This is a genomic window from Bacillus sp. UNC322MFChir4.1 (assembly GCF_000746135.1).
Taxonomy (GTDB): Bacteria; Bacillota; Bacilli; order Bacillales; family Bacillaceae_G; genus Bacillus_A.
Window position 1 is genome coordinate 60265 of record NZ_JQKQ01000013.1, and the last position, 16251, is coordinate 76515.

The 16251-nt window shown below is 34.7% G+C and carries 16 protein-coding genes and 2 pseudogenes; 12 read left to right on the plus strand and 6 right to left on the minus strand.

What is annotated here, in order from left to right; translation table 11 throughout:
- Positions 1–20 precede the first annotated feature (20 nt).
- The gene (locus BR72_RS06615) at positions 21–548 is read right to left on the minus strand and encodes a hypothetical protein (protein ID WP_035431213.1); all 528 of its coding nucleotides are present in this window, start codon (positions 546–548) and stop codon (positions 21–23) included.
- A 101-nt stretch (positions 549–649) separates the two neighbouring features.
- On the minus strand, positions 650–1087 hold the full coding sequence (locus tag BR72_RS06620; protein WP_035431215.1) for a DUF5065 family protein: 438 nt from the start codon (positions 1085–1087) through the stop codon (positions 650–652).
- A gap of 290 nt (positions 1088–1377) precedes the next feature.
- Between BR72_RS06620 and BR72_RS06625 the strand changes: the two genes are divergently transcribed.
- The 7 genes and pseudogenes from BR72_RS06625 to BR72_RS26995 form a co-directional block, all read left to right on the plus strand.
- Positions 1378–2265 (plus strand): YwqG family protein, encoded by an 888-nt coding sequence (locus BR72_RS06625; RefSeq protein WP_035431218.1) that lies wholly within the window; start codon positions 1378–1380, stop codon positions 2263–2265.
- Entirely contained in the window at positions 2153–2431 is a 279-nt protein-coding gene (locus BR72_RS25370; RefSeq protein ID WP_081904815.1) for a dihydrofolate reductase, read from the plus strand. Before BR72_RS06625 ends, BR72_RS25370 begins: the two co-directional genes overlap by 113 nt.
- Before the next feature lie 27 nt (positions 2432–2458).
- A complete protein-coding gene (locus BR72_RS06630) occupies positions 2459–3103 on the plus strand; it encodes a hypothetical protein (protein WP_035431220.1) in 645 nt (214 codons plus the stop codon).
- A 126-nt stretch (positions 3104–3229) separates the two neighbouring features.
- A pseudogene (locus tag BR72_RS26990) lies at positions 3230–3427 on the plus strand (recombinase family protein); the annotation flags it as partial.
- A gap of 99 nt (positions 3428–3526) precedes the next feature.
- Positions 3527–4186: a protein kinase family protein gene (locus BR72_RS06635; RefSeq protein WP_035431222.1), complete on the plus strand. Its 660-nt coding sequence runs from the start codon at positions 3527–3529 to the stop codon at positions 4184–4186.
- Positions 4187–4337: 151 nt separating this feature from the next.
- A complete protein-coding gene (locus tag BR72_RS06640; RefSeq protein WP_156107907.1) occupies positions 4338–4670 on the plus strand; it encodes an RICIN domain-containing protein in 333 nt (110 codons plus the stop codon).
- 156 nt (positions 4671–4826) lie between these two features.
- A pseudogene (locus BR72_RS26995) lies at positions 4827–5041 on the plus strand (IS4 family transposase); the annotation flags it as partial.
- 204 nt (positions 5042–5245) lie between these two features.
- On the opposite strand, the gene BR72_RS06645 reads toward BR72_RS26995, so the two are convergent.
- Complete coding sequence (locus BR72_RS06645) at positions 5246–6016, minus strand: alpha/beta fold hydrolase (RefSeq protein ID WP_035431228.1); 771 nt, start codon at positions 6014–6016, stop codon at positions 5246–5248.
- A 151-nt stretch (positions 6017–6167) separates the two neighbouring features.
- On the opposite strand from BR72_RS06645, the gene BR72_RS06650 reads away from it, so the two are divergent.
- A complete protein-coding gene (locus BR72_RS06650) occupies positions 6168–7379 on the plus strand; it encodes a helix-turn-helix domain-containing protein (protein ID WP_231559678.1) in 1212 nt (403 codons plus the stop codon).
- Positions 7380–7874: 495 nt separating this feature from the next.
- On the opposite strand, the gene BR72_RS06655 is transcribed toward BR72_RS06650, so the two are convergent.
- The gene (locus BR72_RS06655; protein WP_231559679.1) at positions 7875–8930 is read right to left on the minus strand and encodes a hypothetical protein; all 1056 of its coding nucleotides are present in this window, start codon (positions 8928–8930) and stop codon (positions 7875–7877) included.
- A 394-nt stretch (positions 8931–9324) separates the two neighbouring features.
- Here BR72_RS06655 and murQ point away from each other — a divergent pair, with 394 nt between their 5' ends.
- The 3 genes from murQ (at position 9325) to BR72_RS06670 (ending at position 12637) form a co-directional block, all read left to right on the plus strand.
- Entirely contained in the window at positions 9325–10212 is an 888-nt protein-coding gene (gene murQ / locus BR72_RS06660; protein ID WP_035431233.1) for an N-acetylmuramic acid 6-phosphate etherase, read from the plus strand.
- Positions 10213–10231: 19 nt separating this feature from the next.
- A complete protein-coding gene (locus tag BR72_RS06665) occupies positions 10232–11650 on the plus strand; it encodes a PTS transporter subunit EIIC (protein ID WP_081904808.1) in 1419 nt (472 codons plus the stop codon).
- Between the two features lie 144 nt (positions 11651–11794).
- A complete protein-coding gene (locus tag BR72_RS06670; protein ID WP_035431238.1) occupies positions 11795–12637 on the plus strand; it encodes a CBF family alpha/beta fold macrolide esterase in 843 nt (280 codons plus the stop codon).
- A 102-nt stretch (positions 12638–12739) separates the two neighbouring features.
- On the opposite strand, the gene BR72_RS06675 is transcribed toward BR72_RS06670, so the two are convergent.
- The gene (locus BR72_RS06675; RefSeq protein WP_035431240.1) at positions 12740–13309 is read right to left on the minus strand and encodes a hypothetical protein; all 570 of its coding nucleotides are present in this window, start codon (positions 13307–13309) and stop codon (positions 12740–12742) included.
- Positions 13310–13494: 185 nt separating this feature from the next.
- The gene (locus tag BR72_RS06680; protein ID WP_035431243.1) at positions 13495–14874 is read right to left on the minus strand and encodes an aldehyde dehydrogenase; all 1380 of its coding nucleotides are present in this window, start codon (positions 14872–14874) and stop codon (positions 13495–13497) included.
- Positions 14875–15240: 366 nt separating this feature from the next.
- On the opposite strand from BR72_RS06680, the gene BR72_RS06685 reads away from it, so the two are divergent.
- Positions 15241–16122, plus strand: a complete 882-nt coding sequence (locus BR72_RS06685; RefSeq protein WP_035431245.1) for a GNAT family N-acetyltransferase — start codon at positions 15241–15243, stop codon at positions 16120–16122.
- Positions 16123–16251: the final 129 nt, after the last annotated feature.

Sequence of the window (16251 nt, forward strand, 5' to 3'; positions counted from 1 at the left end):
ACCCCAGTTCATGCATTCATCTATGATTTTTGTCTATATGATAAAAAAAATTTACCACTAAAATCTTCACCAGTTATTTTTACTTGATACACATCATCTTGGGGGATCTGAATGTCTTTTTCTTTCTGTTCATGATTTAACTGTAAAACAATATTCTCATGAGAATCGATAATGTATGCTGTTATAATGCCTCTCTGGGTTTCTTCATTTAGGGAGAACGACCAATTTGCATCTTTCTTTACTTTCATAAATTGGCCTATTTCACCTATGAAGCCTTCACATCGTCTAATTCCTAAGCTATTCTCTTCCGTTTTAATTTTACCTCTTTCTATTGTTCCTGTTCTATAAAATCCCCTCTTTTCTTGTTCCAGTGCCATTTCGTCTGCTCTTTTACCTAATTCCATTAATTTTTTACCTTCAGGCGAATTTAAAGATGGATCATCGATTGCAGCACCAGTACTCTCTATTTCTTTAGAACTATCTGTGTTATGGCTACAAGACACACAAAAAAGGGTGAAAGTAATAAATGTAATTACACTTTTTTTCATTTGAACCCCCATTTCTTTGTTGTTTTCTCTATAGACTTGCTATTTGAAGTAGGGCGCTATATACCTTACTATTAAAACGGCTTTCATTTCCAAACCGTACTTTATTCTTCCATCCAACTGCTTTTCTTTAATTCAATTGGTTCAGTATAAAAAACGCCTGTTTTTCCATCAGAATGTTTTGTTTCCACTTTTAGACGATACATACCAGGGGATACAATTTGTCCACCCCAACCGGTCCAAATATCAAAACCTTCATCTGTGTTGGCAGGTAATTCCGAATGGAATCCATCTGCATCATAATATTCCCATTTATCTTTGACTAATTTTTCAATGCTCACTTGATACCATACGCTATATGGATTATCATTTGTAGCTTTGAATAAAAAACTTTGCCCTTGATAATATGAATTTGCTGTAGAAACAACAGTGAAATTATCTTGTGTAGCTGCTGAAGCTTGTTTTGTTAGCATAGTCATTTCTATAGCTGTAAAACTTCCGAATGTTAATGCTCCAATAAGTACTAATTTACCTAATTTCATTTTGTATTGCCCTCCACTATAAAATGATTTTTCGAATACTTGTTAAGTATAAAATAATTAAACGGTAAATAGTTCCAATTATTGTGTTGTTTTGTTTTTTTGTCCAGAAAAAGTAAGATTTATTTTTATTACAGTAATACAAAAAAACCATAATGGATTTCTTTTTACATTTTCATTGGGTTTATTGGGGTGAATTTTATCACGTATCTGATGGTGTATAGTGTCGTATGAAATGGTAGAATATGTTGTAGATGCACTTATTTAGATGAGAGAATAGGGAGAGGATTAGCGTGCAATTACAGGAGCAGAGTCGAATTAAGCTGAAGCAGCAATTGAAGGATAATGGTTTTGAACATGCGATAAACTATTTGATGGAGACATCGCGGCACGGGGTGCGTTGTGCAAAAGTGGGCGAGACAGATTACACAAAGACGGGGTGTTCGCGTGTTGGTGGCGATCCAGATCTGCCTCCACAATTTGCATGGCCGCTTACAACAGATGGGACACCAATGACCTTCTTAGTTCAATTGAATATGTGTGATGTGGCGAAGAACGATGCTAACGCATTATTGCCAAAGACAGGGATATTGTCTTTTTTTCTTGGAATCGATGAGCCAGCTTACAATATTGAACATCGAGTTATATGGTTTGATGAAACAGAGGTACTATCTGTTGTCCGTCGTGAACCGCTAAGTGAGACTGCGTTGGAAACTACTTATGTTGGCTATGAATTGAAAGCGCGTCCATCACTGGAGCCACCAGGTTTCGCCTACATTGATAATGAGCAGATAGAGAGTGATAAAGTTACCTTAGATGATTATGATGATTTGCTTTATGAAATTCGAGACGAAGAAGATGACGATATTATTCAACTGTTTGGTTATCCGATAGGACAGCATGATGACTCGGAATACGAAGCAGCATTGATGTTGCTGACTGGTGAAGAATACGAGTATAATACGGATAAAACATTGGAGAAGCTCGCGACACATTTCGGTGGTGATAAGGAAAAGGCGAAGCAGGAAGTCGCGGATATGCAGATGTTGTTGGAGCTGGAAACTGATGATGACGTTGGCTTCTGCTGGTGGGACGCAGGGGTACTGCACTTCTTTATTCGTAAGGAAGATTTGGTTGCTAGACGATTTGATCGTACCTATTGTTCTCTTTATTCCAGTTAAATCAAATAATAGGAATACCTATAATTTCCCATGGGAACTTCCAAATGACTGGGTGTATTTAAGACGAGTTACTAGGGGACATTCTATAATTCTAGGAAAAAAGAATTATGGGTCGATAGGAAAATCTTTAGATGGATGTAAAAGGCTAATTGAAACGTGGGTTTGAGTCGATAGCAGCAGAATGGAGGATATTATGATAAAAAGCGATAGAGATGGTGAAGCCTACTGGAGTGAAACCGTTGATTTAGGCGTTTTAGGTAAATTCAATAGCATTTTTATAAATTTAGATGGATGCGATATAACAGGGGCGACGGATGATATGTCCCAAGAAGAGAAGATAGAAAAGGCTACAAAATATTATGGTAATAGATTCAAGGAGTTAGAAGCAAATGTGGGTTTTATAAATGAGCAATTTCTAATGTGGATTATATCGCACTTATGTGATATAGAATATCCATTTTGGGAATTTGGTGATGAAGATGAAGGTAGTGAAGATTATCCAGATTATATAGTTAAAGAAGAAATAAAAAAATTCGAAGATGAAAATGGACAATTGCAACATGATCCGTATAGTCCAAGTCCGATTTATAAAGAAATTCAGGAATATAATGCATATAATAATGAAGATCATTTATCAAGCTATGAAATTATAACGAAATATTTACCGGTTCTTGATTTCAAAAAACTTGTAGATACAATTAGAGCTAATAGCATAGATACATATGAAGATAGCATAAACTTTCAAGTGAGTAGCGAGGTTTGTGGTGGAATGTTACTTTGTGCTACTTACGGAACAATCTATGCTAATAATGAGCTAGAAGTTACGCATAATTGTTAATACAAAAGTGACTGGTGGGGGATCGCTACACATCCATCAACTTAAAGTATACCTTTACAGATACATAGAAAACTATAAAAAACCACGTCTGTAAATATCGATTTCTCACTTTACAGAAATCTGTTTGAAGGAATTGCTTTTGCCAGAAAACAAGGTAAACATTTAGGACGTCCTCCTGTCGAAATAACAGAAAAATTTATTGAGGCTTATAAAGAATGGAAATCTGGTTCAATTACAGCAGTAGGAGCTATGAAAAAGTATGACATCAAACGATCTTCATTTTATAAACTTGCTAAACAGTATGAGGAAAGAATGAAAGCATAGAGAGACAAAATTTTAATTTGTTAAGATAGTAATTGAGGTAGCACCAACATTCGTTAAAATGTGGGTGGGACCCCTTTTAGAAAAACCGGAGTGGAAATGATGAGTATAAATAGTTTTGTGGGATTGATAAAGGACGAATTATTGAAAGAGGTAAGCATAAGAAGTGAGGATGAATTCGAGCCTGTAGTAGTTAAAGATATTCCTAGACTTTGGAAGTGTTTAGGGACAGGTAATTATGCCGCAGTATTTATGCACAAAGAATACAATGATTGGGTAGTGAAAGTTTACGCGCGAGAAGGAGAAGGAATTGAAAAAGAGTCAGAAGTATACCGAAGAATCGGAAATCATCCTTCTTATTCGAAGCTTATATATAAAGGGAAAAATTTCATAGTATTGAAACGTTTAAAAGAAATTACCTTATACGATGCTATTCATAAGGGGATTAAAATTCCTAAGCAGGTAATCCTTGATATCAATGAAGCTTTAGAGTATGCGAGGGAACAAGGATTAACTCCTTGTGATGTTCACGGGAAAAATGTGATGATGGAAAACGGAAGAGGATATGTAGTCGATGTATCTGATTTCTTAAAAACAAAAGAAGATAGTAAGTGGAGAGACCTAGAAAAGGCATATTTTACATTTTACTTGCCTTTCATTTATAAATTGCCTTTCCCTGTTAAAATACCGTATTTCATGTTAAACATTGTTAGACGTTCATATAGAAAATATAAGAAGCTTAAAAAGAAATTCAAATTGTAAAAGGACCACATACTTATCTTTAGGTTAGATAAGTGAACCACTAGTAAACAAAAGGACCGTACATTTTAGATATGTCTAATATGTACGGTCCTAATGCCAATTGAAGTAATAAACGAACTACGAAAAAGTCTATAATACAGGTTTTGTTATATTGAGGATTTCAGACCTTTTGCTTATTAACGGATGCAGGATTAACCCTATGATGGCTCTTATTGTCAGTGTAAAATTGTTTGAGTTTAAAACAATTAGGAAGCAGAACATAAACAAGCTTAAATCTCTTATTGACTCTTATGATGAAGGTTTAGATTCACAAGGTTGGATACTTGAACATGCTGAAGATGAATACTATTATGTGAAAAATGAACAATTCTCTGATTATGTGTTAGATGTTTCCGAAAGCTCATATGATAATAGAACGAATGTGACTGCATACCCGAAAACCGGTAATGATAATCAAAAATGGCCGCTAATAGTGAGATCATAATGCCAAATGCTATGTAAATTTCAAACTTATTCTATAGGTTAGAGAAAACATGATGAAGATAAAATAGGTATTATAAAATAGCAAAAAGGAATCTATTCCAGGTCCCTTTTTGCTATTTATGACGTAGTAGAAAAATCCCTTCAAAAAGGTGTAAATGAATTTTTACATATTCATTTAGAACCCGATACACAAAATGACCGAACCTATAGTTCCACTTGTTTGCAAACGGTACAAAGAGATGATTTATGTATACGTGATTTAGGTTGAAAGATCTACATCAAATGGATGTGAGAGGATCCTTTTACATCTCTCGCTTAAAATTAAACACTCGGATTTATCGGAAGAATCCTGAAGCCGAATATTTTAAAAATAGGAAAAACATATCCTAGAATTACCCTTGGGATGAAAAACTACTTTTCTCCGCTAACCAATTACTATTTTAGAAAGAAAAAGTATCGTTTCTTATATTAAATGTGTCGTTATTGTACAGGTGATACGTTTAATATAAGAGGATATCTAACATGAATTTAAACTTAAATTATTAATGCCCGTAATAATGATTCAACAACATAAAATTACAGAGTAGAGCGTTTATTGTTATTTTTCACTATATCTAATATATCCCTTATTACCTCAACAACAACTTGAGGTTTATCAATATGTATTGCGTGTCCAGCATCTTCAACAATAATATGTTTTTTATTAGTTGACAAGTTAGCAAGCTCTCTCTGGAATTTCATCCAAGTAGCCATAGATTCTGCCGTATGAAAAGGTTGCAGACCTCCTGTTACAACAATGAGTGGAATATTTCCAAGTGATTTAGAAGTACGAACTTGTTCTAAACTTTCTTCCACCTCATTAAGAGAACCTTCCAAAGTAAATTGATTATAATAAGCCTCCTGAACCCCTTTTGTAAATAAAGAGGGCAATATTCTGTTTTGATCCTCATGAGTTGAGTCTAAGAGAACTACTCCTACTACTTCCTCTGGATAAGTGCTTGCAAATAATCTTGTATTTAATCCTCCAAATGAGTGCCCAACTAATACATATGGAGGTTTTATACCGGCTTTATTAAGTAAGATACGTAGATTTTCGACACTTTGTTGACTATGGCGAGGGGTTTCATTCATTCCACTTTTGCCAATACCGGCTCTATCATAAATAAACATTTTTGAGAACTTTGAAATGTCATCTCTAATAGGATTCCAGCTTTCTAAAGTGGCTCCATATCCTGAATCAAAAACTAGGGTTGGACCTTCATTATTTCTCCCTAACAATTCATAGTATAATTCAATACCGCCTATATCTTGTTTTTGTCCTATTTCATTCACAATAAATTCACTCATATCTAATCCCCATTCTTTGTTTTATCCATTTGAAAATCCAAATTAAGTAAGTTCAATTTAATTGAACTTATCGTAACATGTACTGATTTTCTTTTCAAGCTAAGGTTTAATATAATTGAACTAGTAAATTGAATTACAAAGGATGTTGAATATGAATGAGTTAGGAAAACGAATAAATAAATTAAGAATAGAAAGAGGTATGACACTTGTAGAGTTAGCTGGTAATAAAATGTCAAAAGGGATGTTAAGCATGATTGAAAATGGGCACTCGAACCCTTCGATGGATAGTTTAAAATTTATCGCGCACCAGTTGGGCTGCGATCCCCAATATTTGTTAGGAAGCCCTACATCCGATGGGCTAAAGGACTTATTTAATAAGGTAGAAGAAGCGTTTGAAAAAAATAATGATGAACAGATAATTAATTTGACACAAGACATGTTGGACCAACAGTTTCCCATTTCATTTGAATCTGCTAGGATATTAGAAATTTCTGGAAGGGTAATTGTGAAATCCGAGAAAAAACGTGGAGAAATGTTGATAGAACAAGCAATAGCGATCTATGAACGGTTATCTCTCTATAGTCACTGTGTAGCTGCTAAAGTGCATATAGTGGAATACCATGCAAAAGAGGAGAATTATTATAATGCCCTAATAATGTTGCGAAATATAAGAAAAGAGTATCATGAAAAAGCAACAGTGATCGATATGGTCGTTGAAATAGAAGCAAATTACGTTGAAATGGTTTTACTCTTTGGGATAGGTGACTATAAAGCAGGAAAGAGTAAGCTTAATCAATTAATTGAACTATCCAAGAGGAAAATGATCTTTTATAAGATGGATAATATTTTTCGAATTGCAGCGTTCCAAGCCCTTATTCATAACAATGAAAATGATTATGCTTATTTTATCAAGAAGTCAGAACAGTTTGCTATTTTTAGTGAAAATGATGAGTCTCTAGGTTTTACACTGTTACTTCAAGCACATTACCATAATCAAACATCAAAGAATTATGAACAGGCCCTTTATTACTTAGATAGGTTTGCTACCCTAGTAAAGGGGAATATCGGAAGTGACTATTATTATCTTGAAAAAGGGAAAGCATTATTAGGAAAAGGGTATGTAAAAGAAGCTCTTGAAGCATTTGAGCAATTCAAGCTGCCAAATACGATTATTTACCCACTTGAATTATGTATTCTCTACACTGCAGATGCATATAGGGCAAATTGTCTTTTGCAACTTGGAAGAGTAGAGGAAGCACTTATCTATGCTCAGAGAGCAGCTAGTAAAATAGATTCGCTACCCAAAACGCCTTATCAAGCTTTTATAAGTAGCACCTTAGAGTTAGTGAATAAAAACTTATAATAGTATTTCCGAAAAAATGAACAATTTATAGGAAATAAAGAAGAGAATTCCAATTTAAGAAAAGCGACTACCGCAAAAAGAAAAAAATGAGCTGAACTCTCATAAGTGTCTCAAAATTTTAGCTTGATGGGCATGTGGTGGGACCTAACATAGCAAGAATAAAAAAGTATCCTTACACTATAAAGGATACTTTTTCTATATTTATACATTTGAACGAAAAATCGTACAGATGTATAAAAAATCGACACTTCAGATTAGCTTGTAATGAATTTTAACGTCCATAATAATACAGTTGGTATCAGAATGTTCAAATCATCTTATAGAGCCGATATAAGCAGTCAAATGAAATAAATGTATTGTTATGACCTAGTTTTACACGTATCTCGATTGAATCACAAAATAGTAATTATTCTAGGATTAGTTATAATCTAAACTTATTCTTTGGTATTATCTATATTAACGCTCCATGGAGTCCTGGTAGAAAAACGATGAGTACTAAAGTTTACCACAATGCTTACATCGACCGCGTCTTCTTAAATAATAGGCCAGAATTGCGATCCCTAGTGATATTCCCCAAGGCAGCCAGGATAAAAAGGGAACAAGTTTTCCCCAATTTTCGATAGTGATTGTACCATTAACCATCATATATATGATTGAGGGACTAAGCTTCAGACCTGTTATTGTGATTATAGCCGAAATAAACGTGGCAGGAGCTACTACAATCCAGATTGGAATTTGTTTACCTGCTAGAAATAAACACCAACGTGGAAAAATTTCTCCCCATCTCTGAATAAGCCCTAGGGTTAGGATTCCACCGCCAATACATAACCCTCCTAAGATGGCTTCAGTTATTACAATGTCTTCATTCCCAACTATTGCTATGTTATTTGTCCCCAATGGAATACCTAGGGCCCATGCCCAGCGGACGATACCATATGGAAACGCCAAAATGACCGCTAGGTAGGTAAACCACTTTCCCCACTGAGGAGCAGCAGATTTTGCTGATGATCCTTCAGAAACGTCCTTCCTGCCGCAGTTGACACAAGCATTCCGTGTGAGACGAAAGTACACTAAAGCAGAAGCACCCCATATGAAGCCGCCCACTATACAAAAGACTTGATTAGCAACTCTCCAGTCAATCAGATCGAAATGAAGCAAAAATAAATAAGCAAAGTTCTGCACAATTCGAGCATCGGGAACTATCAATACAAGCGTAACACTCTTTATCCATGCAAAAGAGAGCAATATCACAATAGGAATTCGGCGTCCCCATGTACTTATCATCGCAAAAGCTACCACTGTTCCCACTAATCCAGCAGTGGCAATGACTGTTCCTCCGACCTCTACATTAAGATCTGATAAAAACGAGCCCATCATTTTTCCACGTAAATCGCTTTTACCAAAAGGAAATCTAGTTCCTCCAAATAACCAATACAGCCCGAGTAACCCGTATAGTAGAGACCATATAGCTGCAGCATACCCGGTCCATTGCGGCCAGCGTGACAGCCAAGAAAAATGTGCTGAATGATTGATATTTATTTTCGGTTCCATTTCACCCTCCTTAAAGCTACTTTCTTATTAAAATACGAATACTCCAAGATGGAATAATCCTTTTAATTGGTTCACCTCCCATAAAGTTCTTTGTCGATTTTACCATTTTTTTCTTGTCCAAGTAATCTCTCGTTAAATTAAAAAATTATTTTTCGGTTCCGGCATAGCAGGGACTCATATCCCATTTTCCTTTATTACATCAAGGTGCTTCATTAGTACATCGGATCTAATAACATCAAGATTATTTACAATTTGCGAGAAATAACAATTTAAGACTCTTTTTTAAGCGTTTGGCATAGCAATATAAAATAAATAGTATTCATGGAGAAGATGAAACATCATCGAGTGCATGAATACTATTTGATATATTTCAAAATAAATGAGGGTGATGAATATGCTAGAACATTTAATAACTGAAACACGCAATAAAAAAACAATGAATTTAGACGAAATGTCAACAATTGAACTTTTAACAATCATGAATGAAGAAGATGCAAAAGTCGCAGAAGCAGTGAAACAAGAACTTCCACAAATCACTAAGGCAGTGAAAGCGATTGTTACAGCAAAAAGAAAAGGCGGCCGCTTCATATATATAGGAGCTGGAACGAGCGGACGTATTGGTTTGTTAGATGCGGTTGAATGTCCTCCAACATTCGGAACAGATTCAGAAGAAGTAATCGGATTAATCGCTGGCGGTGAAAAAGCCTTCATGAAAGCAGTAGAAGGTGCAGAAGACAGTAGAGAATTAGGTATTCAAGACTTAAAAAATATTAATTTAACAAACAAAGATATTGTAGTAGGAATTGCAGCGAGTGGTCGAACTCCATACGTTATTGGTGGATTAGAATATGCCAATTCAATTGGGACACAAACAGTCGCAATATGTTGTAACAAAGGCTCGGCAGTAGGAAAAGTTGCAACCATTGCCATTGAAGTAGTAAACGGACCAGAAATATTAACTGGTTCCACCCGTTTAAAAGCAGGCACATCACAAAAATTAATTTGTAATATGCTTTCAACAGCTTCTATGGTAGGAATCGGGAAAGTGTATGGGAATTTAATGGTTGATGTTCAATTAACAAATGAAAAGTTAGTTGAGCGCGCAAAGCTTATCGTGATGGAAGCAACATCTTGCGATTATGAAACAGCTGAAACCTACTTAGTAAAAGCAGATCATAAGCCTAAAATTGCAATTGTAATGATTTTAACAGGAATTTCGAAAGAAGAAACAATACAGAAATTAGCAGAAACGCAAGGATTTGTTAGACAAGCAATAAAATAACCGAAAAGAGGGAGACATGATGAATAAATATCATAGCATGGCATCTCAAATTTTGGATGCGGTTGGCGGTAATGACAATGTTTCAGCATATACAAACTGTATGACACGTCTTCGTGTTACACCTGTAGATCGTAATTTAATTAATGGCGAAGTATTAAAAAAGATTGATGGGGTTCTTGGTACTGTTGATGATGAAACATACCAAATTATTCTTGGACCAGGTGTTGTAACAAAAGTAGCAGAACAATTCGGTATTTTATTAGCAGAGAGAAAAGGTGGTTCTTCAAAAGCTTCTTCTGCAGAAGAACTACAAGCAAAAGGTGCAGAAATTAAGGCAGAATTAAAGAAAAAGAATCATACACCTTTTAAAAAATTTTTAAGAAAAGTTGGAAGCATTTTCATTCCTCTTATACCAGCATTCGTTGGAGTAGGGTTAATTGCTGGTATTGCTTCTATCCTATTAAATAATATTACTGCTGGAAATTTAGACAAAGAAACTTGGGGACAATACGTAACAGTTTTAAATGTGATTAAAAATGCACTATTTAGTTATTTAGTAATTTATGTCGGCATTAATGCGGCAAAAGAATTCGATGCAACGCCAGCACTTGGCGGAGTAATCGGTGGTATTACACTTTTAACTGGCATGACGTCAGAACATCCAATTCTTAATATCTTTACTGGTCAGCCGTTATCACCAGGACAAGGTGGAGTTATTGGTGTATTATTGGCTGTTTGGATCTTAGCATTTGTAGAAAAGAAATTACGTAAAGTGATTCCCGATGCAATTGATATGATTGTGACACCTACAATTTCATTATTAATAGTAGGGCTTGTAACAATTTTCTTACTCATGCCATTAGCAGGTTTCGTTTCGAATAACTTAATTGATGCTATCAATTGGGTATTATTACGCGGTGGTGCATTTGCTGGATTTGTACTTGGCGCAACATTCTTACCACTTGTTATGTTAGGATTACATCAAATATTAATACCAATTCATATTGAAATGATCAATTCAACAGGTATGACACAATTACTTCCTATTCTTTCGATGGCAGGGGCTGGGCAAGTTGGAGCAGCAATCGCATTATGGATTCGCTGTCGTAAAAATAAATCTTTAACAAATGTAATCAAAGGTTCACTCCCAGTAGGAATTCTTGGCATTGGGGAACCATTAATTTACGGTGTCACATTACCATTAGGCCATCCTTTTATCACCGCATGTATCGGTGGAGGTATTGGAGGAGCAGTCATCGGATTACTTAGTAACGTTGGTACAATTACGATCGGACCATCTGGTCTAGCATTAATTCCTTTGATTGCTGGTGGAGTATGGTGGAAATACGTCATTGGATTATTTGCAGGATACGTCGGTGGGTTTATCGTAACCTATTTCTTCGGTGTACCAAAGGAAGCGATGATGGAACAAGAATAATATATCTTAAAAAGAAGACAAAACAAGCGGTTCAGAGTCTTCATGATTAATAAAATTTGAGAAATATTTAAAAGCTAACATACATGACCTAATACATCCTGATATCTTATAATAGTAGGTAATTAATGTTAAAGGAGGGGGAACATGGTTGAACGAATACTGAAAATAAATAAAGTAGAGATTTGTACAGAAAGTTTTGGAAATCCTAAGGACCCTGCTGTACTTTTAATCATGGGAGCTATGTCTTCATTAGATTGGTGGGATGAGGACTTCTGTCTCCGCCTCGCTGATCAAGGAAGATTTGTCATTCGATACGATCATCGTGATCTCGGGAGATCGACTACTTATGAACCTGGTACTTCCAACTACACAATATTAGACATGGCTACTGATGCAGTTGGAGTCCTGGATGCTTATTCCATAAAGCGAGCTCATGTCGTTGGAATGTCTTTAGGTGGTTTGATTGGTCAAATTCTTGCCCTGAGATATCCGAATCGTATATTTACGCTTACTTTAATTGCATCAAGTGTGTTCGGGACTGAGATGGAAAAACTTCCTCCGATGGATGAGAATATCCTAAATTACCATGCAAAGAGTACTTCAGTAGATTGGTCAAATCAAGAAGCGGCTGTTTCCTATATTGCGGGTGTATGGAAAACTTTAGCCGGTTCCAAACCTTATGAGAGGGAAAGAATATATAAACTGGCGAAAAGAGAAGTGATCCGCGCTAAACAACTTCCAAGTAGATTTAATCATGCCATGTTGCAAGGTGGAGGTGATTATTACGATAGGATGAGAGAAATCAGCATACCGGTACTCATTATTCACGGAACAGAAGATCCAGCTCTGCCATACGAGCATGGACTTGCTCTTGCGAAAGCCATTCCCCATGCTGAATTAGTGACTCTTGAAGGATCAGGGCATGAGATTCATAGTGAAGATTGGGAACAAATGATAGAATCAATTGTAAAATTTGGTTCCCAATGAAAAGATGTAGTTAATAATTTTAATGGCTCTCAATGAATCTTGAGGAAATGGTTTAAATATATAAGCCGACCATCACAATATTAAGGAGGTCGGCTTTACTCGTTATCTATTTATTCCTATCAGTTTATAACATTTCTTAAAGAATACCCGGCTCAATTCCACCCATATCCAGCTGTACACAAAAGAAAAAATATAAATATATCCTATGATTTTTAATGAAATTGATGTACTGACGACTGGACCTAAAACAGGGAATTGGAGAATATAGAGAAGGAAACAGATTCCACCTAGCAATAAGAATGATGTAAAAACGATAATGTTGATTCGTCTTTTTAAACTAAAAAGAGATAATCCAATTCCTAAACCTACTATTCCTGTTGTGAACGGAAAAACAAAAGATTCACCGGGTTGGATCAGAACCAGTAAAAGAAAGGTTAAAACATAACTTTGAATTCCAAAGGGAATCGATACAATAGTACAAATTAAAATAGGAGCAGTAGCAAAAGGACTAATGAGATATCCGATCCCTGGAAGAAGGTTTCCGGTTGACTGCAGGATCGCTGCAAGTGCGGAAAAAATGGCAGTGAGCACGAGTTTTTTAGAATAAGAAAATGTTTTAAAATAATCGTGAAGTTTATATGACTCTTGTGACAAAACGCTAAGCCAATACATAGCATTCTCCTTTTTCGTTTGTACTTAGATAAGAAGTTACAGATTATCTTAAAATAGGGATACCGTCTGAATAAGAATCAGGCGATGTATTATATTTCTTTCTCAATATGCCATAAAGTTCTTGTTTTAGAGATTGGCTTTTCCCCTGTAACCGGACTCCCTAAAATCCAAAAATCAACGATCTATTACTTAAAAATCTTTCGCAGAATTTTAATTTTGTTCCTGTACGGTGGAAATACCAATCCAAAGTCTACCTTTGAGCTTTTCTTTAAAATGCTTTTATGATGTGTAAAAGTATCAAAACTATGTTTGCCATGATAGGCACCGAACCCTGCACTTCCTACTCCACCAAAAGGCAAATGGAGATTAGCCATGTGTGACATTGTATCATTGACGCATCCTCCTCCAAAAGAAACTCGTCCTAATACTTGTCTTTCAACATTTTTACTTTCAGTAAACACATATAAAGCTAACGGTTTGGGATAGTTGTTAATCATGTGAATGACCCCATCTAAATTACTGTACTCCATAATTGGTAAAATTGGTCCGAAAATTTCTTCTTTCATAGCTGCATCATCCCATGATTTTACTTCAAGAAGTGTCGGTTCAATATATAAATGACCTCTAGATGAATTCCCACCAAATAGTATATGATTTTGGTCTTGTTCTAATATAGAAAGAAGTCTATCAAACTGTCTCTCATTTACAATTCGACCATAATCATTGCTTTTTGATACATCTGATCCATAAAAACTTGTGATAACTTCCTTCATTTTTGAAATCAGTTTTCCCTTGATAGATCTGTGTGCAATAACGTAATCAGGCGCTATACAAGATTGCCCAGCATTTATGAATTTTCCCCAGATAATACGTTTGGCTGCTATATCGAGGTTAGCTGTTTCATCGACAATAGCTGGCCCTTTTCCACCAAGTTCTAATGTTACTGGTACAAGGTTTTTCGCCGCAGCTTCCATGACAATTTTTCCAACTGGAACGCTACCAGTAAAAAAGATATGGTCAAATGGTGCATGAATCAATAAAGAAGTTGTGTCTCTGTCTCCTTCAATTACACGAATATATTGCTTATCAAACGTTTCACTTATTATTTTGTTCATTATAGCTGAAACGTTTGGTGCATTTTCTGAAGGCTTGAGAACTACACAATTCCCTGCTGCAATTGCCCCAATAAGAGGTTCAATTAATGATTGAAATGGATAATTAAAAGGTCCAACAATGAGCACTGTACCATATGGTTCTTTTATTATGTAGCTTTTGGAAGGGAAAAAGTGAATAGGTGTTTTTACTTTTTGAGGTTTCATCCACTGTTTTAGGTATTTCATTATAAAGTTGATACTGTTATATGCGAAACCAATTTCTGCAGCATATGATTCAAACTCGCTTTTGTGTAAATCTTGATATAATGCGCTCAGCACTTGATTTTCATATTTTTGAATAGAGTTTTTTAGTTTTTTAAGCTGTTCAAGACGGAAGTGAAAACTTCTTGTATGATCATTATGGAAAAATTGTCTATGTTCTTGAATTATTTGTTGTATATTATCAACCATTATGGAATCCCTCCAATAAAAAGAAAATATTTACATACTATGTACATCAATTGAGATAGTACTCATTAATTCATCTTAGACCATGCGATCTACCAAAGTTATGTATTCCCTATAAAAAAGAAGCTTTAAAACATGCAATAAATTTCTAATAATACGTATTGAAATTATATTCTTAAAAAGCAGTTAATATACAAGGAGTGTGATGCTTATAAAACGAAATTTAAATTTACTGGTGTCAGTTATGTAAGTGGGAAATTGATAATGATTGCTGAAAAGGAGCGTTTACAATTACATGGAATATTTATCCCTTTAAGTATTAATTTCCTTGCTATAATAAAGATAACAAAATAAAGGGAGAACGATTAAATGAGTCAACTATATTTTATAAAAGATTATAAGCATAATGAAGCTCTTAGAAAAAGTTATTGTGAACTTACTAATAATATATTCGGTATAAGCTTTGAGGAGTATTATCTAAAAGGATTCTGGAATAATCGATATATTCCTTTTTCTTATGTTCATGAAGACACAGTAATAGCTAATGTTTCAGTTAACGTTCTTGACTTAGTGATAGATGGTAAAAACAAGAAGGCCATACAAATTGGCACCGTTATGACACATCCAAATTATCGAAATCAAGGGCTTTCGGCTGCTTTAATGAATAAAGTTTTAGAAGAATACGATGGAACCTATGATTTTATATATCTATTCGCAAATAAAAATGTCTTAGATTTTTATCCGAAATTTGGTTTCAAAGCAGTTAATGAATATGAATTTTCAATGGATTTCTCTTTAAAAGAGAGTTTAAATACAAATATTCATAAATTAGATATAACTAACATAAAAGATAGACATTTCATATATGAATTTGCAACCAAAAGAGTTCCTGTTTCTCAAATATTTAGCACAAAAAATGCACAACACATATTTATGTTTTACTGTCTACATGTTTTTCCTCATGATATTTACTATCTTGAACCTGAAGATGTGATTGTTATATTTAAAAGAGAACTAGAACAAATTCATATTTTTGATATTGTTAGTAAAAGAGGACTTGAAATTCAGCACATTTTAACAAAAATTGCTGATCATTCTACGAAAAAAATAGTATTTCATTACACCCCAGACTATGAAAATATTCAAATAGAAAGTAGTATCTTTAATGGAAGTGAAGTATTATTTGTAAAATCCGCTAGTAATGAGGACTTTCCTATACATATAAAGCATCCAATCACGTCTCAAGCATAGAGTTGTAACTGAACAGAATTTTTTTAAAGTTTTTATGGACAATTAAAAATAATTCGTGCATAATTGTAATTAATAATTAACGTATTGTTAATTATTAAGAAGAAAGAAATACGTAAAGAGAAATACTAA

Coding starts and splice junctions, on each gene's coding strand:
- BR72_RS06615 (WP_035431213.1), bottom strand. CDS start 548: ATGAAAAAAAGTGTAATTACATTTATTACTTTCACCCTTTTTTGTGTG.
- BR72_RS06620 (WP_035431215.1), bottom strand. CDS start 1,087: ATGAAATTAGGTAAATTAGTACTTATTGGAGCATTAACATTCGGAAGT.
- BR72_RS25370 (WP_081904815.1), top strand. CDS start 2,153: ATGACGTTGGCTTCTGCTGGTGGGACGCAGGGGTACTGCACTTCTTTA.
- BR72_RS06630 (WP_035431220.1), top strand. CDS start 2,459: ATGATAAAAAGCGATAGAGATGGTGAAGCCTACTGGAGTGAAACCGTT.
- BR72_RS06635 (WP_035431222.1), top strand. CDS start 3,527: ATGAGTATAAATAGTTTTGTGGGATTGATAAAGGACGAATTATTGAAA.
- BR72_RS06645 (WP_035431228.1), bottom strand. CDS start 6,016: ATGAGTGAATTTATTGTGAATGAAATAGGACAAAAACAAGATATAGGC.
- BR72_RS06650 (WP_231559678.1), top strand. CDS start 6,168: ATGAATGAGTTAGGAAAACGAATAAATAAATTAAGAATAGAAAGAGGT.
- BR72_RS06655 (WP_231559679.1), bottom strand. CDS start 8,930: ATGGAACCGAAAATAAATATCAATCATTCAGCACATTTTTCTTGGCTG.
- murQ (WP_035431233.1), top strand. CDS start 9,325: ATGCTAGAACATTTAATAACTGAAACACGCAATAAAAAAACAATGAAT.
- BR72_RS06665 (WP_081904808.1), top strand. CDS start 10,232: ATGAATAAATATCATAGCATGGCATCTCAAATTTTGGATGCGGTTGGC.
- BR72_RS06670 (WP_035431238.1), top strand. CDS start 11,795: ATGGTTGAACGAATACTGAAAATAAATAAAGTAGAGATTTGTACAGAA.
- BR72_RS06675 (WP_035431240.1), bottom strand. CDS start 13,309: ATGTATTGGCTTAGCGTTTTGTCACAAGAGTCATATAAACTTCACGAT.
- BR72_RS06680 (WP_035431243.1), bottom strand. CDS start 14,874: ATGGTTGATAATATACAACAAATAATTCAAGAACATAGACAATTTTTC.
- BR72_RS06685 (WP_035431245.1), top strand. CDS start 15,241: ATGAGTCAACTATATTTTATAAAAGATTATAAGCATAATGAAGCTCTT.